Here is a 22,385-nt window from a genome sequence, read left to right as displayed (position 1 = left end):
CTTGGCTTAGTCCAGGGAGATCTTGGCGGAAGCGGCGATGCGCTTGTTCTTGGCCACTTCGTTCTTGATCTGGGTGGCGAACTGGGCCGGCGTGTTGCCCACCGGGGTCGCGCCCAGCTTCTCCAGCTTAGCCTTGACTTCCGGCATTGCCAGCACCTTGAGGGCGGCAGCGTTCAGTTTGCTCTGCAGGTCGGCTGGCAGGTTGGCCGGGGCGATCAGGCCGAACCAAGAGGCGTCGTTGACTTCCGGCAGGCCGAGTTCGGCGAAGGTCGGCACATTGGGCAGGGCCGCCACGCGCTTGGGCGAGGCCACCGCCAGGGCGCGCAGCTTGCCGCCTTCGATGAAGGGCAGCGAGGAGGGCAGGTTGTCGAACAGGACCTGGACCTGGTTGGCCAGGGCATCGTTCAGCGCCGGGCCCACGCCCTTGTACGGCACGTGCAGCAGCTGGGTCTTGCTGCTCATCATGAACAGCTCGCCCATCATGTGCGAGACGCTGCCGTTGCCGGCCGAGCCGAAGGCGATCTTGCTGGGCTGCGAATGCGCCAGCGCGATGAAGGACTTCATGTCGGTGGCCTTGACCGCCGGGTTGATGCTCATCACGTTGGGCACCGAGGCCAGGTTGGTGATGGTGGTGAAGTCCTTGGTGGCGTCATACGACAGGCGCGGGTAGACCGCCGGGTTGATGCCGTGCGTCGAGGCGGTGGCGATGCCGAGGGTGTAGCCGTCCGGCGTGGCCTTGGCCAGGTAGGCGGTGCCGATGCTGCCGCCGGCGCCGCCGCGGTTGTCCACCACCACGGCCTGGCCGAGCTGCTGGCCGAGCTTGTCGGCGACGATGCGCGCCACGATGTCGGTGGTGCCGCCTGCCGGGAACGGCACGACCAGGGTGATCGGGTGCGTCGGGTAGCCTTGCGCGGCGGCGGTCAGCGAAACGCCGGCGGCGAGCGTGGCCGTGGCGGAAGCGAGGAGGCGGAGCATGTGGCGGCGTTGCATGGAAATCCTTCGTTGGTAGGGAGTCTTCACGGGATTCTGCTTGGCGCTGCAAGAAGCGTGCAAACGAAATAAAATCCCATGGTCATTCCATTTGGTAGTGAAGTAGGTGGACGATGCGGCGTGTATGTCCCTCCCTGACCGAACTGCAGGCCTTCGAGGCTGCGGCGAGGCATAGTAGTTTCACGCTGGCGGCCAAGGACCTGCATGTCACGCAGGGCGCCGTCAGCAAGCAGGTGCGCAGCCTAGAGCACTTTCTCGGGGCGGAACTGTTCGAGCGCGTGCGCCAGCGCCTGGTGCTGACCGATGCGGGGCGGCGCTACCTGGCGCGGGTGCAGCCCAGCCTGGCCGAGATCGAGGCGGCCAGCGTCGAGCTGATGGCGCGCCAGGGGCGCGGCGGCACGCTGCATATCGCCAGCCTGCCCACGCTCGGCGCGAAGTGGCTGATCCCGCGCCTGCCCCAGTTCTTCGCGCGCCACCCGGAGGTCACGCTGGAATTCGTGCCGCACGCCCAGGGCTACGATTTCGCGCGGCCTGACCTGGACGCCGCGATCCGCTTCGGCGACGGCATCTGGCCGGGCAGCCTGGCCGACTACATGATCGGGCGCGAAGTGCTGCCGGTGTGCCGACCCGGCCTGCTGGCGGGCGAGCCGGGCGGCATGGCGGCGTCGCCGGCGACGCTGCTGCGCTACCCGCTGTTGCACCACACCACGGTGCCGGAGGCCTGGTCGGACTGGCTGTCGGCGCTCGGCGTCGACGCGCGCGAGGCCTGGGGCGGGGCACGCTTCGACCAGTTCTCGCTGCTCACGCAGGCGGCGGTGTCGGGCCTGGGCATCGCCCTGATCCCGCGCTGCCTGATCGAGGAGGAACTGGCGTTGGGGGCGCTGGTGGTGGCGCATCCGGCGCGCGTGCTGAGCAGGAAGGGCTATTACCTTTGCTATCCCGAGCAGAAGCAGCACCTGCCTGCCTTGCAGACCTTCCGCGCCTGGGTGATGGAAGGCGTGGACGTGGTGGCCTGAGGCCCGCTGCAGGCCGCGCACTACCGCACCGCCACACGCAATCGCATCGATCTGCACCGGGCCGCAGCGGGCGGCACCCGGTCGCGCTAATTTTCGCTTACAAATTCGACGTGCCGGTTTCGTTCGGCGATCCGCCGCGATCGCGCCTGGCGCGTTTACTCGACATCGGGGCAGGCTGCCGCGCGCCACGGCCATGCGGCAGCGCCCCATCCGATCGACCTGCTGCGCAGCCGCGCGGGAGCCTGACGATGATGGATCGCGCCACCGGGGCCGGCATCGCCCTCAACCGCTTCGGCCTGGGTGCACGGCCCGACGAAGACCTGCCGGCCGACCCCCAGGGATGGCTGCTGCAGCAGTTCGACCGTTACGAGGTACGCCCGCAGGCGTGGTCGGCGCAGCCCGGCAGCGCCGACCTGGCGGCCCGCTACGCGCAGCAGCAGCGCGAGGTGCGCGAGCAGCAGGGCGATGCCAAGGCGGCCGCGCGCCAGGCGCTGCAGCAGGGCCTGCGCGAGAGCTACCGCGGCGCGGTCGACGCGCGCGTGGCGTCGGCGCTGCTGACGCCGGCGCCCTTCGTCGAGCGCCTGGTGCATTTCTGGGCCAACCATTTCGCGGTCTCGGCCGAGAAGCCGGTGGTGGCCGGCCTGGCCGGTGCCTTCGAGGCGGAGGCGATCCGCCCTCACGTGCTGGGCCGCTTCGAGGACATGCTGCTGGCGGTCGAACAGCATCCGGCCATGCAGGTCTTCCTCGACCAGGTGCGCTCGGCCGGCCCCGACAGCATGGCGGCGATGCAGGCCACGCGGCGCAATGCCGAGCGCGTCCCCGGCCTCAACGAGAACCTGGCGCGGGAGATCCTCGAACTGCACACCCTTGGGGTGCGCAGCGGTTACCAGCAGGCCGACGTGACCGAGTTCGCGCGCGCCCTGACCGGCTGGAGCGTCGGCGGCCTGGGCCCACGCGACGAGGGCACTCCCGGCGCCTTCCTGTTCCGCGCCCGGCTGCACGAGCCGGGCGCCCGCACGATCCTCGGCAAGGCTTATGCCCAGCCGGGCGAAGGCCAGGCGCGCGCAGTGCTGCACGACCTGGCGCAGGCGCCCGCCACTGCGCAGCACCTGGCCGCCAAGCTCGCGCGCCACTTCGTCGCCGATAATCCGCCGCCGGCACTGGTGGCGCGGCTGGCCGATGCCTACCTGCGCGGCGGCGGCGAGCTGCCGGCGCTGTACCGCGAGCTGGTGCGTGCGCCGGAAGTCTGGGCGCCGGCACCGGCGAAGTTCAAGACGCCGTGGGACTGGACGCTGTCCTCGCTGCGCGGGCTGGGCGTGCGCGAACCCGGCCGCCTGCCCTACGCACCGCTGCTGGCGCAGCTCGGCCAGCCGGTCTGGCGCCCCGGCTCGCCGGCCGGCTATGACGACATCGCGGCCAGCTGGGCCGCCCCCGACGCGCTGGTGCGGCGGGTCGAGCTGGCCCAGCGCTTCGCCGCGCGCGTGGGCGACCGGCTCGATGCCCGCGCGCTGGCGCCGCGCCTGCTGCCGGGCACCCTGAGCCCGGCCACCGGCGAGGCCGTGGCGCGCGCCGAGAGCCCGGCCACCGCGCTTGCGCTGCTGCTGGTTTCCCCCGATTTCCTGCGGAGATGACCGCCATGCTGACACGCCGACATTTCCTCTGCGTCGCCGGTTCCGGCGCCGGTGCGCTGCTGGTCGCGCCGCGCATGGTGTTCGCCCGCGTCGAGTCGGAGCGCCGCTTCGTCTTCATCATCCAGCGCGGCGCCGCCGACGGGCTGGATACGCTGATTCCCTACGCCGACCCGGGCTATGCGCGCCTGCGCGGCGCGCTGGCCGTCGATCCGGCACAGGCCGCGCGGCTGGACGGCACCTTCGCGCTGCACCCTGCGCTGGCGGAGACCGCGAGGATGTATGCGTCGGGACAGGCGCTGCTGCTGCATGCGGTGGCGTCGCCCTACCGCGACCGTTCGCACTTTGACGGCCAGAACGTGCTGGAGACCGGCGGCAAGGCGCCTTACCTGGTCAAGGACGGCTGGCTGAACCGGCTGGCGGGACTGCTGCCGCGCCGCGACGACGATGCCATCGCCTTCGCGCCGACGGTGCCGGCGGCGCTGCGCGGTGCCGCGCCGGTCAGTTCCTACGCGCCCTCGGCGCTGCCGTCCGCGCCCGACGACCTGCTGCTGCGCGTGGGCCAGCTCTACGCCCGCGACGCCGAGCTGCATCCGCTATGGGCCGCGGCCATGCAGGCGCGCGGCCTGGCCGGCGATGCCGGCGCGCGCCAGGACCCGGCCAGCCTGGGCCGGCTGGCCGCGGGCTTCCTGGCCAGGCCGGACGGGCCGCGTATCGCCATGATCGAGACCGGCGGCTGGGATACCCACAGCGCGCAGGCGCAGCGGCTGGCGGCGCGGCTCAAGGCGCTCGACACCCTGGTGGCGGCGCTGCGCGACGGCCTGGGGACAGCCTGGGAGCGCACCACCGTGCTGGTGGCCACGGAGTTCGGGCGCACCGCCGCCGCCAACGGCACCGGCGGCACCGACCACGGCACCGGCGCGGCGGCCATGCTGCTGGGCGGTGCCGTGCATGGCGGGCGCGTGCTGGCCGATTGGCCAGGCCTGTCGCAGAGCGCTTTGTATCAGGGGCGGGACCTGCGTCCGACCCTGGCGCTGGATGGTGTGATCGCCGCCGCGGCGGCGGAGAGTTTCGGCCTCGACAGCGAGCGCGTGGCGCGCACGCTGTTTGCGCCGGCGGCGGGCGGAGCGCTGCCGCAAGGGTTGGTGCGTACCTGAGAAACGATCGCGGGACGGGAGAAGGGCGGGGAGCCGCGGGGCCTGTGGCCCGGGACGGCGGGAACAAGGGGGAGCGGGGGCGGCGGCGCGTGCCGGGGACGTGCCGCCACGGCATCGCGCAGGCAGGACGCCGCCGGCAGAGGCTGTCAGGGGCCGGCGGCGTCCGCGGTGCCTGGCCGGCCGCCGGCGTGCGAGGTGCTGCCTGGACGCCTGCCCGGATACTTACTTGGACAGCGTGCGCATGGCCTGTTCGAGTCCGGCCAGCGTGACCGGATACATGCGCGACTTCATCAGCTGGTTGATCACCGAGATCGACTGGCGGTACTGCCACAGCCCTTCCGGCTCGGGATTCAGCCAGGCGAAGCGCGGGAACTGCTCAGTGATGCGGTTCAGCCAGACCGCGCCGGCCTCCGCGTTGTTGTACTCGACCGAGCCGCCGGGCTGCAGGATCTCGTAGGGGCTCATGGTGGCGTCGCCGACGAAGATCAGCTTGTAGTCCGGGGTGTACTTGTGGATCAGGTCCCAGGTGGCGATCTTCTCCGCGTGGCGGCGGCGGTTGTTCTTCCACACGTAGTCATACAGGCAGTTGTGGAAGTAGTAGTACTCGAGGTGCTTGAACTCGCTCTTGGTGGCCGAGAACAGCTCCTCGACGCGCTTGATGTGGTCGTCCATCGAACCGCCCACGTCCATCAGCATCAGCACCTTGACCTTGTTGTGGCGCTCGGGCCGCAGCTTGATGTCGAGCATGCCCGCGTTGGCCGCGGTCGAGTGGATGGTGTCGTCCAGGTCCAGTTCGGTGTCGGCTCCTTCCCGCGCGAAGCGGCGCAGGCGGCGCAGCGCCACCTTGATGTTGCGCGTGCCGAGCTCGACCTGGTCGTCGTAGTCCTTGTAGGAGCGCGCTTCCCACACCTTGATGGCGGTGCGGTTGCCCTTGGACGGCCCGCCGATGCGGATGCCCTCGGGGTTGTAGCCGCCGTGGCCGAAGGGCGAGGTGCCGCCGGTGCCGATCCACTTGTTGCCGCCCTCGTGCTTCTCCTTCTGCTCCTCGAGCAGCTGCTTGAGGCGCTCCATCAGCTTGTCGAGCCCGCCCATGGCCTCGATCTTGGCCTTCTCCTCGTCGCTGAGCTCGCGCTGCAGCGTCTTCTGCAGCCAGTCGAGCGGGATGTCGGACTTCCAGTCGACCAGGCTCTCCACGCCTTTGAAGTAGGCCGCGAAGGTCTGGTCGAACTTGTCGAAGTGCTTCTCGTCCTTGACCAGCGTCATGCGCGACAGGTAGTAGAACTCGTCGATGGAAGGGGCGATGACCTCCGCCTTGAGCGCTTCCAGCATGGTCAGGTACTCCTTGACCGAGACGGGAAGCTTGGCGTGGCGCAGCGAGAAGAAGAAATCGATCAGCATGGTGGTGCTCTCGGTTGGCGCTGGGTGGGCGTCGGCGGCGCGCGCTCAGCGCGGCAGGTCCAGCCGGTACTGCAGGTGTCGCTTCACCGCCAGCCATTCGCTGGCGATGATGGAGAACACCACGGTGTCGCGCAGCGAGCCGTCGGGCATGCGCTGGTGGTTGCGCAGCACGCCGTCCTGCTTGGCGCCGAGCCGCGCGATGGCGGCGCGGCTCTGGTGGTTCATCCAGTGGGTGCGGAATTCCACCGCGATGCAGTCGAGCTGCTCGAAGGCATGCGCGAGCAGCAGCAGCTTGCACTCGGTGTTGACGGCGGTGCGCTGCACACGCCGCGCGTACCAGGTGTGGCCGATCTCCAGGCGACGGTTGACCGGGTCGACGTTGAAGTAGCGTGTGGCGCCCACCACCGCGCCCGGGCGGCCGTCGACGATCTCGCGCACCACGAAGGGCATGGCGTGCAGGCGATCGCGCATGTCCAGCGCGGTGTCGAGCCACGCGCGCGTCTGCTCGGGCGCGGGTACCGAGGTGTACCAGAGCTTCCACAGCTCGCCGTCGGCGGCGGCCGCCTTCACCTCGTCCTCGTGGGCGTGGCTGAGCGGCTCCAGCATGGCGTGCGTGCCGGCGAGCGTGACGGGTTCGATGAAACGTGTCATGGCCAGGGCGTGATGGTCGGCGGGGTCGCGCGCGGCGCGGGTCAGCGGTTGGCGCGGTTCATGAACACCAGGCGCTCGAACAGGTGCACATCCTGCTCGTTCTTCAGCAGCGCGCCGTGCAGCGGCGGGATGGCCGCTTTCTTGTCCGGGCTGTGCAGCGCCTCGGGCGGGATGTCCTCGGCCATCAGCAGCTTGAGCCAGTCGATCAGCTCGGAGGTGGACGGCTTCTTCTTCAGGCCCGGCAGGTTGCGCATGTCGTAGAAGGACTGCAGCGCGGCCGTGACCAGCTCGCGCTTGATGCCCGGATAGTGCACGTCGACGATGCGCTGCATGGTGTCGGCGTCGGGGAACTTGATGTAGTGGAAGAAGCAGCGGCGCAGGAAGGCGTCGGGCAGCTCCTTCTCGTTGTTGGAGGTGATGATCACCAGCGGGCGCTGCCTGGCGCGCACCAGCTCGCGCGTCTCGTAGACGTAGAACTCCATGCGGTCGAGCTCGCGCAGCAGGTCATTGGGGAACTCGATGTCGGCCTTGTCGATCTCGTCGATCAGCAGAACGACCTGCTGGTCGGACTCGAAGGCCTGCCACAGCACGCCCTTGACGATGTAGTTGCGGATGTCGTGCACGCGGTCGTCGCCGAGCTGGGAATCGCGCAGGCGCGACACCGCGTCGTACTCGTACAGGCCCTGCTGCGCCTTGGTGGTCGACTTGATGTGCCACTGCAGCAGCGGCATGCCGAGCGCCGCGGCCACTTCCTCGGCCAGCATCGTCTTGCCGGTGCCGGGCTCGCCCTTGATCAGCAGCGGGCGCTGCAGCGTGCGGGCGGCATTGACGGCCAGCTTGAGGTCATCGGTGGCGACATATTGGTCACTGCCCTCGAAGCGGGCCTGCTGTGACGGGGTGGCGTTGGCGGTTTGGCTCATGTGGCAAAGAGAGGCTAGGGTGGCTGGAATCGCTGGGGCGCCGCGGTCCGGCGGGCCGGGCCGCCGCCTGCTGTCGACGACGGCGATGGGCCAGTATAAAAGAGCTTTTCCATTCGCGTTTGGTCGCTGATGCGCCAAGGTGCAGGCTGGACGCTCGGGTGCCGGCTGCGGTACAATGCGCCGGTTTGACGCGCCCCCCACGTCCAGTCTTACGCGCCCCGGCGGCCCGCGCTGCCTTCTCTTCGCGGCATCTACCGGGACGCGGCATTCAAGAAATAGAAATGGTTCCAGAGCAGCCACGCGCGCGCCAGCGCCCGGGGCAAGCTGCCTGGCAATCCGCCGTGTTCACGCAGGAGACAAGGAACCCGGCAGGCAGGGCAGTGTTCAGGAGTCGCTTCGGTCAGGCAGGTCGGGCAGGTGATTCAGGCAGGGTTAACACTTCCATTCGCTACGACAATGAAAAAGCTCCTCACGGTGGTTGTGCTGGGCGCTACCGCAATGGCGGCGCAGGCCCAGGAAGTCAAGGGCAATGTGGACGCCGCCAAGAACAAGGTTGCGATGTGCATCGGCTGCCACGGCATTCCCGGCTACCGGGCTTCGTTCCCGGAAGTCTATGAGGTGCCCCTGCTGGGCGGGCAGAACGCCAAGTACATCGAGAACGCGCTGAAGGAATACCAGAAGGGCGATCGGAAGCACCCGACCATGCGCGGCATCGCCGCGACGCTGAGCGACCAGGATATCGCCGACGTGGCGGCCTACTACGCCCAGCAGAAGCCCGATTCCCAGAACAATACGCAGAAATAAGCGCGAGGACGCCGCATCATGAAATCGCTCAAGACGCTCTCGCTCGCCGTTTCCCTGCCGCTGCTGATGGCCGCCGGCTCCGCCGCGGCCGCCGACATCGCCGCCGGCAAGGCCCTGGTGGAAAAGGGTAACTGCGCCACCTGCCACGGTGCCGACCTGAAGTCGCCCATCAGCCCCGAGTACCCGAAGCTGGCCGGCCAGCACGCCAGCTACCTGCTGCACGCGCTGTTGGCGTACCAGACCAGCAACAGTCCGCTGGTCGGGCGTTCCAATGCCATCATGGCCGGCCAGGTCAACGCGAATCCGGCGGTGACGGGCAAGGACGGCAAGCCGCGACCGTTCTCGCACCAGGAACTGCAGGATATCGCGGCCTATATCGAATCGCTGCCGGGCACCCTGGTCCTGAAGAAATAAGGCAGGCAGGCCGGGCCGGCCAGGTCCGGCAGGCGAGAAGAAGAAAAGCCGCCCCGCGTCTGCGCGGGGCGGCTTTTCTTTTTTGTCGCGGCCGCCACAGGGCGGCCGCGACGGCTCAGTTGCCGCTGCCCTTGGCCAGCCGGCGTGCCTTGACGGCATTGGCCAGCGTTTCCAGCACCTTGACCGAATCGTCCCAGCCGATGCAGGCATCGGTGACGGATTGGCCGTAGGTGAGGTTCTCCACCGGCGTGCCCTGCACATGGTCCTGGCGCCCGCCGACCAGGTGCGACTCGACCATCACGCCGACGATGCGCTCGTCCCCGGCGGCCATCTGGCGGCCGATGTCCTCGCACACCGGGATCTGGTTCTCGTGCTTCTTGCTGCTGTTGGCGTGCGAGGCGTCGATCATCAGGCGCGCGGCCAGGCCGGCCTTGGCGATCGCCTCGCAGGCCTCCTGCACGCTGGCGGCGTCGTAGTTGGGCGCCTTGCCGCCGCGCAGGATGATGTGGCAGTCCTCGTTGCCCGAGGTGGAGACGATGGCCGAGTGGCCGCCCTTGGTCACCGAGAGGAAGTGGTGGGGCTGCGAGGCTGCCTTGATCGCATCGACCGCGATCTTGACGTTGCCGTCGGTGCCATTCTTGAAGCCGACCGGGCAGGACAGTCCGGAGGCCAGCTCGCGGTGTACCTGCGATTCGGTGGTGCGCGCGCCGATCGCACCCCAGCTCACCAGGTCCGCGATGTATTGCGGGCTGATCATGTCGAGGTACTCGGTGCCGGCGGGCAGGCCCATCTCGCTGATGTTCAGCAGCAGTTCGCGCGCGGTGCGCAGGCCATCGTTGATCTTGAAGCTGCCGTCCATGTGCGGGTCGTTGATCAGGCCCTTCCAGCCCACCGTGGTGCGGGGCTTCTCGAAGTACACGCGCATCACCACTTCCAGTTCGCCGGCGAAACGGTCGCGTTGTTCCTTGAGCAGCTTGGCATACTCGAGCGCCGCGCGGGTGTCGTGGATGGAGCAGGGGCCGATGATGACGATCAGCCGGTCGTCCATGCCGTGCAGGATGCGATGCATGGCCTGCCGGGCGCCGTAGATCACGTCCGATGCCTTTTCCGAGCAGGCGAATTCGCGGATCAGGTGCGCGGGCGGCAGCAGTTCCTTGAGTTCGCGAATGCGCAGGTCGTCGGTGTTCTTCAACATGATGGCTCCGGGTCTTGTAGGGTCGTGGGATGCAGGGTTCAGGGCAAGTCTGGATAAAAAAAGCCGCCAGGTTCGCTGGCGGCTTTTTTTGATGTCTGGGGACGCTTACAAGCTTCCCTCTCCTTCCGCCAGCGGTGCGAGATCGCTAAAAAAGTAAAAGTAAAACTTGGCGGACATGGAGGATTTACGGGTCAGCTTGCGTTGTCGGAAGGCTTGGCCGAGGCATTAAATTGCGTTGCTTCCGGTGAAACTGCCGCTTCGGGCGGTTTCATTGTCGGCAACGAAGCATCTTTATAGCGCGTTTTCCGAAGCTTGGCAAGCGCACCCCGCATCGGCGGCATCGTCGGCCGGCAGCCAGCCCATGCCGCGCACCACGGCGGCGGTGCGCGTTTCCACGCCCAGCTTCACGTAGACGTGCTGCAGGTGCTTCTGCACGGTGCGCGTGCTGATGCCCAGCACGCTGGCGATGTCGCGGTCCGTCTTGCCGCGGGCGAGCCATCGCAGTACCTGGCGCTCGCGCGCGGTCAGCGTGCCCGGCGGGGCTGCGGCGAGGCGCGGGGGGCTCGGGTTTGCCATGGCGGGAAGGGACTACGCAATGGTGCGTATTGGCGCGCCGGGGCGCGTCTACCAAGATGGATGAGGCCAGTATAGACACCGGATGGGCCACCGGGCTTGGCGGCGGCGCACGACGGCACACGGCGGCCGGCGCGGCCGCCGCGCAGGGGAGCGCGCACGCGCGGAAGGGGCAGGCCATGGCAATCAACGAAGAGAAACTCAATGCCTTCATGGGCAGGTTCGTGCAGGACCTCGGCGCCGTCATGCACGCGGCCACGGTGGTGGTGGGCGACGAACTGGGCCTCTACAAGGCCCTGGCAGAGAAACCGATGAGCGCCGACGCCCTGGCCGAGAAGACCGGTACCGACGCCCGCTACCTGCGTGAGTGGCTGAGCGCGCAGGCCGCCAGCGGCTATGTCGACTACGATCCGGCCGCCGACTGCTTCAGCCTGAACGAAGAGCAGGCCTTCGCGCTGGCGCAGGAGGCGAGTCCGGCCTTCATCCCGGGTGCCTTCCAGATCGCGGTAGCGCAGTTCAAGGCGATCCCGAAGATGCTGGATATTTTCCGCAACGGCCGCGGGCTGGGCTGGCACGAGCACGATCCGGCGCTGTTCCGCGGCACCGAGCGCTTCTTCCGCCCGGGCTACGCCGCCCACCTGGTGCCGGAATGGATCCCGGCGCTGGAAGGCATGGAGGCGCGCCTGCAGGCCGGCGCCAGCGTGGCCGACGTCGGCTGCGGCCACGGCGCGTCCACCCTGATCATGGCGCAGGCCTATCCGGCCTCGCGCTTCCACGGCTTCGACTACCACGAGCCGTCGATCCGCTATGCGCGCGAGGCGGCGCAGCGGGCCGGCGTGGCGGATCGCGTGACCTTCGATGTGGCGACCGCCAAGGACTTCGATGGCGGTGCCTACGACCTGGTGGCCGTGTTCGATTGCCTGCACGACATGGGCGATCCGGCTGGCGCGGCGGCCCATGTACGGCAGGCCTTGCGCCCGGATGGCGCGTGGATGATCGTCGAGCCCTTCGCCAACGACCGGCTGGAGGACAACCTGACGCCGATCGGGCGGGTCTTCTACTCGGCCTCGACCTTCATCTGCACACCGGCCTCGCGTTCGCAGGAAGTGGGATTGTGCCTGGGCGCGCAGGCCGGCGAGGCGCGCATGCGCGCAGTGGTGGAGGGGGGCGGCTTCACGCGCTTCCGCCGCGCCGCCGAGACGCCGTTCAACCTGATCTACGAGGCGCGTCCGTAGTGCGGCGGGCGTCCGCCCGCCGCCCGCGCCGGCGCGGTGCTCAGGCCGTGCCGCCGACCGTCATGTTCTCGATGCGCAGCGTGGGCTGGCCGACGCCCACGGGCACGCTCTGGCCGTCCTTGCCGCACACGCCCACGCCCGAGTCGAGCCGCATGTCGTTGCCGATCATGGTCACGTCCTTGAGCGACTCGGGGCCGTTGCCCACCAGCGTGGCGCCCTTGACCGGCGCGGTGATCCTGCCGTCCTCGATCAGGTAGGCTTCGCTCGCCGAGAAGACGAACTTGCCATTGGTGATGTCGACCTGGCCGCCGCCGAAATTGACCGCGTACAGGCCGCGCTTGACGCTGGCGATGATTTCCTGCGGGTCGCGGTCGCCGTTCAGCATGTAGGTGTTGGTCATGCGCGGCATCGGCAGCGCGGCGTAGCTTTCGCGGCGCGCGTTGCCGGTCACCGGCATCTTCATCAGGCGCGCGTTGAGGGTGTCCTGCATGAAGCCGCGCAGGATGCCGTCCTCGATCAGCGTGGTGCACTGGGTCGGATTGCCCTCGTCATCCAGGTTCAGCGAGCCGCGCCGGTTGGCCAGCGTGCCGTCGTCGACCACGGTGACGCCCTTGGCCGCGACGCGCTCGCCCATGCGGCCGGCGAAGGCGGACGAGCCCTTGCGGTTGAAGTCGCCTTCCAGGCCGTGGCCGACGGCCTCGTGCAGCAGCACGCCGGGCCAGCCCGGGCCCAGCACCACGGTCATCGCGCCGGCCGGCGCGGGACGCGCCTCCAGGTTGACCAGGGCCGAGGAAACCGCTTCGTCGACGTACTTCTGCAGCAGTTCGTCGCTGAAGTAGCCGTAGGCGTAGCGACCGCCGCCGCCGGAGGAGCCGATCTCGCGGCGCCCGCCCTGCTCGGCGATCACGGTCACCGAGACGCGTACCAGCGGACGCACGTCGGCGGCGATGACGCCGTCGCCGCGTGCCACCAGTACCACATCGTATTCGCCGGCCAGCCCGGCCATGACCTGCACCACGCGCGGGTCCTTGGCGCGGGCCATGCGCTCGATGCGCTCGAGCAGGGCGACCTTGTCGCTGGCGCTCATGGAGTCGAGCGGATCATTGGGCGTATAGAGGTCGCGTCCACCCTGCGAGGACAGCGCCCCGGCCACCTTGACGCGGCCGCTGCCGGCGCGGCCGATGGTGCGCGTGGCCGCCGCGGCCTGGCTCAGCGCGGCCAGGCTGATCTCGTCGGAGTAGGCGAAGGCGGTCTTGTCGCCCGACACGGCGCGCACGCCCACGCCCTGGTCGATGCTGAAGCTGCCGGACTTGACGATGCCTTCTTCCAGGCTCCAGGCCTCGTTGCGGGTGTACTGGAAATACAGGTCGGCATAGTCGACCTTGTGCGTGAAGATGTCGGCCAGCACGCGCTGCAGCTTGGCCTCGTCGAGGCCGTAAGGGGTCAGCAGCAACTGCTGCGCGGTGGCCAGGTTGCGGATTCCGAGATCGCCGGCGTTCATGGTGTTCCTTTATTGCCTTGATTGCGTCGTCGCACCGGGGTGGCGGCGCGCAGGGAAAATTCGGGGGTGCCCGGCCCGCTTCCGATGGTTCCGGCGGGCCCGATGGTGCCAATGGGTCAGTGCCGCCTATGCTACAGCACGCGGTGGCGCAGCGCAGGCAGGTTCTGGCGGATCTCCGCCAGCCGCGCCGGATCGATGGTGCCGCTGACCACGCCTTCGCCCTCGGGCAGCATCGCCAGCACTTCGCCCCAGGGATCGACCAGCATCGAATGGCCCCAGGTGCGCCGCCCGTTCTCGTGCCGGCCGCCCTGTGCGGCAGCCAGCACGTAGCACTGGTTCTCGATGGCGCGGGCGCGCAGCAGGATTTCCCAATGCGCCTGCCCCGTGGTGTAGGTGAAGGCGGCCGGCATCAGGATCAGGTTGACGCCGTCGCCGCGGGCCAGCGAGCGGTACAGCTCGGGGAAGCGCAGGTCGTAGCAGACCGACATGGCGACCGGGCCGCAGGGCGCGTCGAAGCGCACCGGCTGCGTGCCGGCCAGGATGGAGCGGCCTTCGTCGTAGCTCTCGCTGCCGCGCGTGAAGCCGAACAGGTGGATCTTGTCGTAGCGTGCGACGCGCTCGCCGCGCGGATCGTAGGCCAGCGACGTGTTGTAGACGCGTGCCGGATCCTCGCACCACAGCGGCAGCGTCCCGCCCACCAGCCAGATGCCGTGCCGGCGCGCGGCGTCGGCGAGGAAGCGCTGCACCGGGCCGTCGCCATCGCGCTCGCGCAACGCCACCTTGTCGGTTTCGCGCAGGCCCATCAGGCAGAAGTACTCCGGCAGCAGCACCAGTTCTGCGCCGCCGCGGGCGGCCTCGTCGATCAGGGCGCCGGCGCGGGCCAGGTTGGCCTCGAGCGAGGTACCGCTGACGGTCTGTACCGCGGCGACGCGGAAAAGGTTGGAGGTACTCATCGGTCGGCTTCCTCGAGCGGGCGTGGTGTGGTGCGCCCCGGCGTCACCGGGGGGCGCTGGCGGGCCTAGGGGCGGTCGGAGGGCTTGTGGTACGGAGCCCGATTGTCCTCCACTTTATCGATCTGCGGGTTGGCCCAGCTGCCGATGATGTGGTAGTGCTGCGTGAAGGCCTTGGAGAACTCGTCCGCGAACAGCAGTTGCGCCGCCAGCGTGCCGATGCCGAGTGCCGGATTGACGAAGGCGGCCGCCACCGAGGTCGAGGTGGCGTTGATGCGCGGTACCACCGCCACACGCAGGTCCTGGGTCTCGCGCAGCAGGTCGGCCGAGCCGGTCATGGTGGCATTGAGCTGCGAGCCCTTGAGGCGGAAATCGCTGATGGTGCCGATGCCGTTGGCGATGGTGCCGTTGCCGGAGATGGTGTCGAACACGGTGCCCTGGCCGGACAGGCTGCGGAAGTCGAGCGTGGCGATGCGCAGCAGCCCTTGCAGGCTGAGCACGCCGAGCAGGCGCGCCGCGCCCGGCTCGACGGCGAGGATCTGGCCGTTGTCCAGCTGCAGCGACAGCTGGCCCGACAGGCTGGGGTAGTCCATCGAAAGCGGCGAGCCGAGCCAGCCGACGCGGCCTTCCAGCTTGCCGCGGCCGTCGCGCAGCGTGTGCGGCAGGCCCATGCGGTCGAGCAGGGCGCCGGCATTGCGGATATCCAGCTCGAAGCTCAGCTGCGTGCGGCGCGCGGCCTGTTCGTCGCCGCCGCGCAGGCGCCGGGGCAGGCGCCAGCTGCCGCGGCCGTCCAGGGTGGCGGCAGGCTGCTCGATCTTGAGCTGTTCCAGCGTCCACACCGGCTCGCCATCGGCATTGCCGCTCTGCGCCTTCATCTCCAGCTTGCCGAAATCGCGCCCGCGCAGCTCGAATTGGTCGGCGACCAGGTCGATCGCCGGCAACTCGTCGATATTGGTGGCGATCGCGTCGGCGGCCTTGCCGGCATCGGCCGCGTCGGGGATGTCGAGCCGCGTCAGGCGCAGGCGCAGCGCCCCGGACGGGGTGCCGGCGCGCGGCCGCCAGCTCAAGGCGCCGGCGATCTGGCGCGAGTCGACCTGGAAGCCCCAGCCGTTGTCCTGGCGGCTGATGTCGAGCGTGACATCGTCGAGGTCCCGGCTCAGCACGTGCAGCGTGCGGGCACGTACCGCCAGGCGTTCGGGCAGGTAGCCCGAGGGGCCGCCGGCCGGGGTGCTGCCACCCTGGCTGCCGCCCTGGCCGCCGATTTCGCCGAGCGCGCTGCGCCAGGCGTCGAGGTCGAAATGTTCGAGCGCCAGCGCGGCGGAGACGCCGCTGGCGGGAGCCGGCGCCGCCTGCTGGACGCCGATGCCGCCGGACTGGACCACCAGCGCGTCATTGGCGTCGCGTTTCAGCAGGTAGCGCGCATTCAGCAGCGCGCCATACTGCAGCAGCATTTCCTGCTGCTCGGCGCGGCCGGCGGCCGGGCGCAGCTCGAAGCGCAGCGGGACCGCGGCCGCGGCACTCTTGCCCAGCGGCGCGGGCAGGCCGAGCGCCATGCCGGCGAGATCGCTGCCGATCTGGACCTGGGTCTGGCCGTCGCGCACGCCGATCACGGCGTTGTAGCCCGCGCCGCCGTCCAGCCTGCCGGCCAGCCCGGCCAGCGCCGTGCCCGCCATCGCCTCGCGGATGCCGGCGGCACTGGCATTGCCGCTGGCGACCACGCGTACCGAGCCGTCCGGCTGGCTGCCGCCGCTGGCGCGCACCTCGCCGCCGAGCATGCGCCCGCGTACATTGTCCAGCTGGAATCCCTTCTCGCTGAAGGCGATGGTGCCGCTGGCGCCGGACAGCGGCGGCAAGGCTGGTGCCAGCACCACATCGTTGCCGGGCAGGCGGAACTGGCCGTCGATCCTGGCGTGGCTGGAGTCGGTCAGCGGCAGGTCCAGCTTCAGCTTCAGCTCGCCGTTACCCTGGCCGCGCGCGTCGGCGGTGGCATGTCCGGTCCAGCCGTGCAGCGGGCTGGCGGCGATGAAGCGCAGGAAGGACTGCAGCGGCCCGGAGGCAGCGCCCTCCAGCAGCAGGTGGCCCCGGTCGCTGAGGTCGGCGATCTGGCCGCTGACGTTGTGCAGCACGACGCCGGGGACGCCCTGCACGCCGCCGCGTTCGGCGACGAAGGAGAGGGCGCCGCGCTCGAACAGCAACTGGCCGGAAATATCGGTGAAGAGCGGCCATGCCGGGCCGCCGCCCGGCGCCGGCTGGTGCGGGGCGATCTGGTAGCGCATCTGCTGCACCGGCACCTCCACGCGGAAATCGCCGGCCTTGTCGTGCGGGGCGCCGTGGAACGGGAAGTGGGTCAGGTCGCCATGCAGCAGGAACTTGACATTGGCCGCCTCGCCGCCGGCCAGCGCGCCGCCCAGGTAATGGCGGGTATCGCCCGGCAGGCCGAGCGGCAGGTAGCGCGGGATGCGTGCGATCTGCGCACGGGCCAGTTCGCCGGACAGGTCGGCGATGCCGGCCTGGCTCTCGCCGCCGGCCTGCCAGCTGCCGCGCACGGTGCCGGCCACGTCGGCATTGGCGAAGCGCACGCCGCTGGTGCGCACCTGCAGGCGCCCGCCGTCGCGGCTCCAGCGGAACTCGCCGCTCAGTTGGTCGAAGGGCAGGTCGGGATCCTCGAAGACGCCCGGCAGGCTCAGCGTCGCACCGGTGCTTTCGAGGCGGGCGCTGCCCTGGCGTTCGTCGAAGCTGAAGTTGCCGGACAGGTGCGCGAATCCCGGCAGGCCTGCGATGTGGCCGCCGGCCGGCTGAGCCACGGGCTGGCTGCGCAGCGAGACGTCGCGCAAGGTGCCCTGCACGGCATAGTGGGTGCCGGTGGCGCGGCGGTTCAGCAGGCCCGGGTGGTCGCGGCTCCAGCTGGCGTCGAGATTGTCGATATGCCCGGCCGGCTGCAGGGCGCGCAACTGGCGCAGCACGCCGCTGTCGAGCGGCAGCGAGCCGGCCAGCGCCCGCACCGGGTTGAGGTCCAGGCTGGGGGCCTTCAGCGAGAACTTGCGCAGCTCGCCCTTGCTGCCGGTGGCCCAGTTGACCGTGACCTTGCGCATGCCTTCGCGCCAGCTTGCATCCGTGCCGCCCGGCGCCGCCGCGCTCTCGCCGGCCGGGGGCTGCCACAGCAGCGTGTCGATGGTGAGCTGGTGGTTGCCCTGGCGATCGGCGCGGTGCAGCAGGAAGGCCTGCGCGTTGGCCAGCCGCAGCGGCTCCGGTGCGCCGGCCAGCTGCAGGTCCACCGCGCTGGCGCGCAGGCGTGCCTGGCTGCGCACGATCGCGCCGGCGCGGAACTCGATGCTGCCGTCGCAGCTGAAGCTGCCGTCGGCGACGTGCTGGAACAGGCTCAGGTAGCGCTGCACCACCGGCAGCTGCAGCCGGGCGACGTTCCAGCTGGCCTGGCCGTACCAGGTGCGCCAGTCGCCGGCGCGGTGCAGGTATTCGTGGCGGATGTCGGCCTGCACCACCAGCGGCTGCGGCGACAATGCCGCGGAGTGCGCTTCCAGCCGCAACAGGTGGTGCGCGCCGTCGCGCCTGACGCTGAGGCGGATGTCGCCGACGTCGAGCTGCGGCAGGCGGGCATGGTCGTCGAGCCAGCGCAGCTTGCCGCTGTCCAGCTCCACGCGGCCCTGGCTCATCAGCCAGTCGAGGAAGCGGTTGTCGTTGGAGCGGTCGCTGGACGGGTCCACCGGCATGCCGGCGACCAGCAGCTTGCCGGCCGGCGTGCGCCGCACCAGCAGGTCGGTCTGCTGGGCGGCGACGCGGGTGAAGCGCAGGTCCATGCCGAACAGCGAGTGCCAGGACAGGGCGCCGTCGATATTGCCGGCCGCCAGCAGCAGGTGTCCGTCGTCGTCGAGTATGCGCAGGTTGCCGGCGCGGAAGGCGGGATGCCAGCCGTCCCAGTAGGTGTCGAGCCGGCCGATGGTGACGTGGGCCGCGACCGTGGCCGAGGCGCGGTCTTCCAGCCACTGGCGCGCGGCGCCCGCCTGCGGCCACAGCACGAAGCGGATCAGCAGGCCGAGTGCCAGGGCCAGCAGCGCCAGCACCAGGGCCAGGCGCACCAGGGCGCGCCCCAGGCCGGGCCAGAGCGGGTGGGCGCGCCACTCGGCCAGCAGGCGGCCGAGTGCGCGCATGCCGCCGGGAAGGCCGGCCGCGTTGTCGTGCGGGCCCGCGGCACTGCCGGTGGCGGAGCGCTCTGCGGGAGGGGGCGTGCGGCTGGACATGCGCAGATTATCCGACAATACTAGCCGCTCTCCAATTCGGTGCCTTTCCTTTCTTCGAGCGCCCGCGGGCGCGGGTATTGGGCGGCAACCAGACACGCATTTCAGACCGACAGAATGACTGCTCCCGCATCGACGCGTTCCGAACCGGCGCCTGTCGCCGCCAGCACGGCCACCGGGGAACAGTCCCCGGCCGGCATGTCCGGCGGCGCATTCGCCACAATGCCGGCGGTCGGGATGGCTCCCGCCGGCAACGCTGAGCCGGCATTGTACTCGCCCGCGTATTCCCATTACGCGCGCCGCATGCTGCAGGCCCGCGATGGCCTGGAGGACGTGCTGGCCGAGGCGATGCGCGTGCCGCTGACGCGTGCCTGGATGGAGGCCCGGCTGGCTCTGCTGCAGCAGCCGTCGGCCGATGCCGAGGAGGCCGCCAAGCAGGCGCTGCGGCGCTTGCGCGCCGAGGTGATGTGCGTGGTGATCGAGCGCGACCTGCGCGGCGCAGCCACCCTGGGCGAGGTGACCGCGGCGATGTCGGACCTGGCCGAGCTTGCCATCCAGCACGGCCTGGCGGTGCTCGGCGCCGACCTGGCGGCGACCTTCGGCCGCCCGGTGGGCGCGGGCAGCGGCGAGGTCCAGGAACTGGTCGTGGTCGGCATGGGCAAGCTGGGCGGGCGCGAGCTGAACGTTTCCTCCGATATCGACCTGATCTTTCTCTATGACGAGGATGGCGAGACGCAGGGCGGCACGCGCAGCCTGTCCAACCACGAGTACTTCATCCGCCTGGGCCGGCGCCTGATCAACCTGCTCGCCGACGTGACCGGGGACGGCTACGTGTTCCGCGTCGACATGCGCCTGCGTCCCAATGGCGACGCCGGCCCGCTGGCCTGCAGCCTGGGCATGCTCGAGCAGTACCTGGTGGTGCAGGGGCGCGAGTGGGAGCGCTATGCCTGGATCAAGGGCCGCGTGGTCTCTTCGCTGGCGACGCCGCATGCGCAGCGTACCGCGCGGCTGCTGTCGGACCTGACCCTGCCGTTCGTGTTCCGCCGCTACCTGGACTACGGCGTGATCGCGGCGATCCGCTCGCTGCACGCGCAGATCCGTGCCGAGGCGGCCAAGCGCAGCGGCGGCCTGGCCGGACACGGGGTCAATCAGCGCTCCTTCAACATCAAGCTGGGCCGCGGCGGCATCCGCGAGATCGAGTTCATGGCCCAGGTCTTCCAGCTGATCCGCGGCGGCCAGGATGCTGCGCTGCGGGTGCGCCCCACGCTGGAGGTGCTGGCGGTCGCGGTCGAACGCGGCCTGCTGCCGGCCGGCCAGGCCGAGCAGCTCGCCGATGCCTATCGCTTCCTGCGCCAGCTCGAGCATCGGCTGCAGTACCGCGACGACGCCCAGACCCACCATCTGCCGACCACGCCGGAGGAACAGCAGGCCGTCGCGCAGATGATGGGCTGCGACGACTGGGAAACGCTGCTGGCGCGCCTGCAGGCGCTGCAGGAACCGGTTGCCCAGCAGTTCGAGGCGACCTTCTCCGATCCCGATACCGCGCCCTGCGAGGCGCTGTGGCCGGCCCTGGTGCGCGATGCCGTTGATGAAGTGCAGGGCGGCCCGGCGGCGGAAGCCACCGAGGCGGGCGAGGACGCGCCGTGCGCGCGCCTGCAGGCGGCGGGGTTCAGCGATTGCGGCGCGCTGTTCGACCGCCTGCGCGCGATCCTGGTGTCGCCGCGCTACCGCGCGCTGTCGGAGGCCAGCCGTGCGCGCTTCGACCTGCTGGTCAACCGCGCGCTCGACCTCGCCGCGCGCCAGGAAGACGCCGACAGCACCATCACCCGCTTCCTCGATTTCCTCGACGCCATCAGCCGCCGCGCCTCCTACCTGTCGCTGCTGTCGGAGTACCCGCAGGCGATGGCGCGTGTCGCCCACACCCTGCACGCGTCGCGCTGGGCCGCCGATTACCTGACGCGCCATCCGCAGCTGCTCGACGAACTGCTCGACAACGAGGCGCTGGCGGACGCGCCCGACTGGTCCGCCTTCCAGGCCCGGCTGGACGAGCGCCTGCACGTCGCCGACGGCCAGGTCGAGGCGCAGATGGACATCCTGCGGCGCGAGCACCACGCCGAGACCTTCCGCATCCTGCTGCAGGACCTGCAAGGCCTGTTGACGGTGGAGCAGGTCGCCGACCGCCTGTCCGACCTGGCCGACGCGGTGCTGGAGGTCACGCTGCGCACGGTATGGCGGCAGCTGGCCACGCGCCATTGCGAGTCGCCGCGCTTCGCCGTGATCGCCTATGGGCGCCTGGGCGGCAAGGAGCTGGGCTATGCCTCCGACCTCGACATCATCTTCCTGTACGAGGACGAGCACGAGCGCGCGCCCGATGTCTATGCCGCCTTCGCGCGCCGGCTGATCACCTGGCTGACCAGCCACACCGCCGCCGGCATGCTGTACGACGTCGACACGCGGCTGCGGCCCAACGGGGCCGCCGGACTGCTGGTGACCAGCTTCGATGCCTTCCGCCGCTACCAGCTGCGCGAAGGCGACAACGCCGCCTGGGTATGGGAGCACCAGGCGCTGACGCGCGCCCGCTTCTGCGCCGGCGACCGCGCCATCGGCGCGCGCTTCGAGGCCCTGCGCGACGAGGTCCTGCGCCAGCCCCGCGACGCCGCCACGCTGGCGCCCGAGATCGTCGACATGCGGGCCAAGGTGGCCGAGGGCCATCCCAACCGCGGCGCGCTGTTCGACCTCAAGCATGACCGCGGCGGCATGGTCGACATCGAGTTCACCGTGCAGTACCTGGTGCTGTTGCACAGCGCTGCCCACGCCGAGCTGACGCGCAACAGCGGCAATATCGCGCTGTTGCGCACGGCCGGCGATCTCGGGCTGATCGATGCGGCGCTGGCGCTGGCAGTGGGCGATGCCTACCGCCTGTTCCGCGCGCGCCAGCACCAGCTGCGGCTGGACGGGCACGCCCAGGCGCGCGTCGAGCCGGCTTCGGTGGCGGAACCCGCCGGCCAGGTGCGGGCACTGTGGCAGGCCGTGTTCGGCACCGGCGGCGCGGCGGCCGCGCCGTGACCGGGCGATGACGGCTGGTCCGTCCGGGCCGTCCGGCCCGCACGCCGCCGCGCCGGCGCTATGGGCGGCGGTGGCCGGCGTGGCCGCGCTGTCGGCAATGTTCACGTTTTCGCCGTGGCTGCACGCGCACGGTCTCTACCTGCGCGACGCAGTGCTGACGGGAGAGTGGTGGCGCCTGGTGACCGCGATGTGGGTGCACCTCGGCTGGCGGCACTGGCTGGCCGACACGCTGGCCGCGGCCGGCCTGCTGCTGCTGGGCGGGGTGGCGGCGCGCACGCGCGCGCTGCTGGCCGTGCTGGCGGCATGCGGGCTGGCGGCGCAGGCAGCGTTGCTGCGCCTGCCTGAGGTGGCATGGTATGGCGGCCTGTCGGGCGCGCTGCATGGCCTGGCCGCGTGGACCGGGCTGCGGCTGCTGCAGCGGCCGGGCTGGCCGCGCGTGGCAGGCGTCGCGCTGTGCCTGGGCGTGCTGGTCAAGGTCTGGCTGGAGCAGTCCTGGCTGGCCGCGGTGGTGTTCGAGCCGGCCTGGGGCTTCGGCGTGGTGCGGGCCGCGCATGCGGCCGGTGCGCTGGCGGGACTGCTGCTGTGGCTGGCCGGGGAGTGGCTGGCCGCGCGCCGCGCTGCCTGAGCGGACGGC

At 70.3% G+C, this 22,385-nt stretch carries 17 protein-coding genes; 8 read left to right on the top strand and 9 right to left on the bottom strand.

Going from position 1 to position 22,385, the window contains the following annotated elements:
* Window positions 1-6: 6 nt before the first annotated feature.
* Complete coding sequence (locus BKK79_RS04415; protein ID WP_071012041.1) at window positions 7-990, bottom strand: Bug family tripartite tricarboxylate transporter substrate binding protein; 984 nt, start codon at window positions 988-990, stop codon at window positions 7-9.
* A 113-nt stretch (window positions 991-1,103) separates the two neighbouring features.
* On the opposite strand from BKK79_RS04415, the gene BKK79_RS04410 reads away from it, so the two are divergent.
* The 3 genes from BKK79_RS04410 (at window position 1,104) to BKK79_RS04400 (ending at window position 4,791) form a co-directional block, all read left to right on the top strand.
* Entirely contained in the window at window positions 1,104-2,006 is a 903-nt protein-coding gene (locus tag BKK79_RS04410) for a LysR family transcriptional regulator (RefSeq protein ID WP_071012043.1), read from the top strand.
* Between the two features lie 242 nt (window positions 2,007-2,248).
* Entirely contained in the window at window positions 2,249-3,637 is a 1,389-nt protein-coding gene (locus tag BKK79_RS04405; protein ID WP_442873249.1) for a DUF1800 domain-containing protein, read from the top strand.
* 5 nt (window positions 3,638-3,642) lie between these two features.
* The gene (locus BKK79_RS04400; RefSeq protein ID WP_071012046.1) at window positions 3,643-4,791 is read left to right on the top strand and encodes a DUF1501 domain-containing protein; all 1,149 of its coding nucleotides are present in this window, start codon (window positions 3,643-3,645) and stop codon (window positions 4,789-4,791) included.
* Between the two features lie 222 nt (window positions 4,792-5,013).
* Here the strand turns inward: BKK79_RS04400 and BKK79_RS04395 are convergent, their stop codons facing one another.
* Genes BKK79_RS04395 through BKK79_RS04385 form a run of 3 tightly spaced genes read right to left on the bottom strand, consistent with a single transcriptional unit; the run spans window position 5,014 to window position 7,760 of the window.
* Window positions 5,014-6,189, bottom strand: coding sequence for a vWA domain-containing protein (locus tag BKK79_RS04395; protein WP_071012047.1), 1,176 nt, complete (start codon window positions 6,187-6,189; stop codon window positions 5,014-5,016).
* Window positions 6,190-6,234: 45 nt separating this feature from the next.
* Entirely contained in the window at window positions 6,235-6,840 is a 606-nt protein-coding gene (locus tag BKK79_RS04390) for a GNAT family N-acetyltransferase (protein ID WP_071012049.1), read from the bottom strand.
* 41 nt (window positions 6,841-6,881) lie between these two features.
* The gene (locus BKK79_RS04385) at window positions 6,882-7,760 is read right to left on the bottom strand and encodes an AAA family ATPase (protein WP_071012050.1); all 879 of its coding nucleotides are present in this window, start codon (window positions 7,758-7,760) and stop codon (window positions 6,882-6,884) included.
* A 456-nt stretch (window positions 7,761-8,216) separates the two neighbouring features.
* On the opposite strand from BKK79_RS04385, the gene BKK79_RS04380 reads away from it, so the two are divergent.
* Window positions 8,217-8,564 carry a c-type cytochrome gene (locus tag BKK79_RS04380; protein WP_071012052.1) on the top strand — a complete coding sequence of 116 codons (348 nt, stop codon included), beginning with the start codon at window positions 8,217-8,219 and terminating at the stop codon, window positions 8,562-8,564.
* An 18-nt stretch (window positions 8,565-8,582) separates the two neighbouring features.
* The gene (locus BKK79_RS04375; RefSeq protein ID WP_071012054.1) at window positions 8,583-8,978 is read left to right on the top strand and encodes a c-type cytochrome; all 396 of its coding nucleotides are present in this window, start codon (window positions 8,583-8,585) and stop codon (window positions 8,976-8,978) included.
* A gap of 115 nt (window positions 8,979-9,093) precedes the next feature.
* Here BKK79_RS04375 and aroG read toward each other — a convergent pair whose 3' ends face one another.
* Together aroG and BKK79_RS04365 are read right to left on the bottom strand one after the other, a co-directional pair.
* Entirely contained in the window at window positions 9,094-10,173 is a 1,080-nt protein-coding gene (aroG, locus tag BKK79_RS04370; RefSeq protein WP_071012056.1) for a 3-deoxy-7-phosphoheptulonate synthase AroG, read from the bottom strand.
* 291 nt (window positions 10,174-10,464) lie between these two features.
* The gene (locus BKK79_RS04365) at window positions 10,465-10,749 is read right to left on the bottom strand and encodes a response regulator transcription factor (RefSeq protein ID WP_071012058.1); all 285 of its coding nucleotides are present in this window, start codon (window positions 10,747-10,749) and stop codon (window positions 10,465-10,467) included.
* A gap of 176 nt (window positions 10,750-10,925) precedes the next feature.
* On the opposite strand from BKK79_RS04365, the gene BKK79_RS04360 reads away from it, so the two are divergent.
* Window positions 10,926-11,981: a class I SAM-dependent methyltransferase gene (locus BKK79_RS04360; RefSeq protein WP_071012059.1), complete on the top strand. Its 1,056-nt coding sequence runs from the start codon at window positions 10,926-10,928 to the stop codon at window positions 11,979-11,981.
* 40 nt (window positions 11,982-12,021) lie between these two features.
* On the opposite strand, the gene tldD is transcribed toward BKK79_RS04360, so the two are convergent.
* From tldD to BKK79_RS04345, 3 genes are all read right to left on the bottom strand, one after another.
* Window positions 12,022-13,482: a metalloprotease TldD gene (gene tldD / locus BKK79_RS04355; protein WP_071012061.1), complete on the bottom strand. Its 1,461-nt coding sequence runs from the start codon at window positions 13,480-13,482 to the stop codon at window positions 12,022-12,024.
* A 131-nt stretch (window positions 13,483-13,613) separates the two neighbouring features.
* Complete coding sequence (locus BKK79_RS04350; protein WP_071012063.1) at window positions 13,614-14,435, bottom strand: carbon-nitrogen hydrolase family protein; 822 nt, start codon at window positions 14,433-14,435, stop codon at window positions 13,614-13,616.
* A 65-nt stretch (window positions 14,436-14,500) separates the two neighbouring features.
* On the bottom strand, window positions 14,501-18,688 hold the full coding sequence (locus tag BKK79_RS04345) for a YhdP family protein (RefSeq protein ID WP_071037215.1): 4,188 nt from the start codon (window positions 18,686-18,688) through the stop codon (window positions 14,501-14,503).
* 195 nt (window positions 18,689-18,883) lie between these two features.
* On the opposite strand from BKK79_RS04345, the gene glnE reads away from it, so the two are divergent.
* Both glnE and rrtA read left to right on the top strand, forming a co-directional pair.
* On the top strand, window positions 18,884-21,751 hold the full coding sequence (glnE, locus tag BKK79_RS04340; protein WP_071012066.1) for a bifunctional [glutamate--ammonia ligase]-adenylyl-L-tyrosine phosphorylase/[glutamate--ammonia-ligase] adenylyltransferase: 2,868 nt from the start codon (window positions 18,884-18,886) through the stop codon (window positions 21,749-21,751).
* A 7-nt stretch (window positions 21,752-21,758) separates the two neighbouring features.
* Complete coding sequence (gene rrtA / locus BKK79_RS04335; RefSeq protein WP_071037214.1) at window positions 21,759-22,376, top strand: rhombosortase; 618 nt, start codon at window positions 21,759-21,761, stop codon at window positions 22,374-22,376.
* Window positions 22,377-22,385: the final 9 nt, after the last annotated feature.

The organism is Cupriavidus sp. USMAA2-4 (genome assembly GCF_001854305.1).
Taxonomy (GTDB): domain Bacteria; phylum Pseudomonadota; class Gammaproteobacteria; order Burkholderiales; family Burkholderiaceae; genus Cupriavidus; species Cupriavidus malaysiensis.
Note: the sequence above shows the minus strand (reverse complement) of the source record. Positions and strands in the feature narration are given on the sequence as shown.

Excerpts from the sequence above, each read along its gene's own strand:
- BKK79_RS04375 (WP_071012054.1), top strand. The coding sequence starts at position 8,583 with ATGAAATCGCTCAAGACGCTCTCGCTCGCCGTTTCCCTGCCGCTGCTG.
- BKK79_RS04360 (WP_071012059.1), top strand. The coding sequence starts at position 10,926 with ATGGCAATCAACGAAGAGAAACTCAATGCCTTCATGGGCAGGTTCGTG.
- BKK79_RS04345 (WP_071037215.1), bottom strand. The coding sequence starts at position 18,688 with ATGTCCAGCCGCACGCCCCCTCCCGCAGAGCGCTCCGCCACCGGCAGT.
- BKK79_RS04395 (WP_071012047.1), bottom strand. The coding sequence starts at position 6,189 with ATGCTGATCGATTTCTTCTTCTCGCTGCGCCACGCCAAGCTTCCCGTC.
- BKK79_RS04400 (WP_071012046.1), top strand. The coding sequence starts at position 3,643 with ATGCTGACACGCCGACATTTCCTCTGCGTCGCCGGTTCCGGCGCCGGT.
- BKK79_RS04410 (WP_071012043.1), top strand. The coding sequence starts at position 1,104 with ATGCGGCGTGTATGTCCCTCCCTGACCGAACTGCAGGCCTTCGAGGCT.
- BKK79_RS04415 (WP_071012041.1), bottom strand. The coding sequence starts at position 990 with ATGCAACGCCGCCACATGCTCCGCCTCCTCGCTTCCGCCACGGCCACG.
- BKK79_RS04390 (WP_071012049.1), bottom strand. The coding sequence starts at position 6,840 with ATGACACGTTTCATCGAACCCGTCACGCTCGCCGGCACGCACGCCATG.
- BKK79_RS04380 (WP_071012052.1), top strand. The coding sequence starts at position 8,217 with ATGAAAAAGCTCCTCACGGTGGTTGTGCTGGGCGCTACCGCAATGGCG.
- BKK79_RS04365 (WP_071012058.1), bottom strand. The coding sequence starts at position 10,749 with ATGGCAAACCCGAGCCCCCCGCGCCTCGCCGCAGCCCCGCCGGGCACG.
- aroG (WP_071012056.1), bottom strand. The coding sequence starts at position 10,173 with ATGTTGAAGAACACCGACGACCTGCGCATTCGCGAACTCAAGGAACTG.
- rrtA (WP_071037214.1), top strand. The coding sequence starts at position 21,759 with ATGACGGCTGGTCCGTCCGGGCCGTCCGGCCCGCACGCCGCCGCGCCG.
- glnE (WP_071012066.1), top strand. The coding sequence starts at position 18,884 with ATGTCCGGCGGCGCATTCGCCACAATGCCGGCGGTCGGGATGGCTCCC.
- BKK79_RS04350 (WP_071012063.1), bottom strand. The coding sequence starts at position 14,435 with ATGAGTACCTCCAACCTTTTCCGCGTCGCCGCGGTACAGACCGTCAGC.
- tldD (WP_071012061.1), bottom strand. The coding sequence starts at position 13,482 with ATGAACGCCGGCGATCTCGGAATCCGCAACCTGGCCACCGCGCAGCAG.
- BKK79_RS04385 (WP_071012050.1), bottom strand. The coding sequence starts at position 7,760 with ATGAGCCAAACCGCCAACGCCACCCCGTCACAGCAGGCCCGCTTCGAG.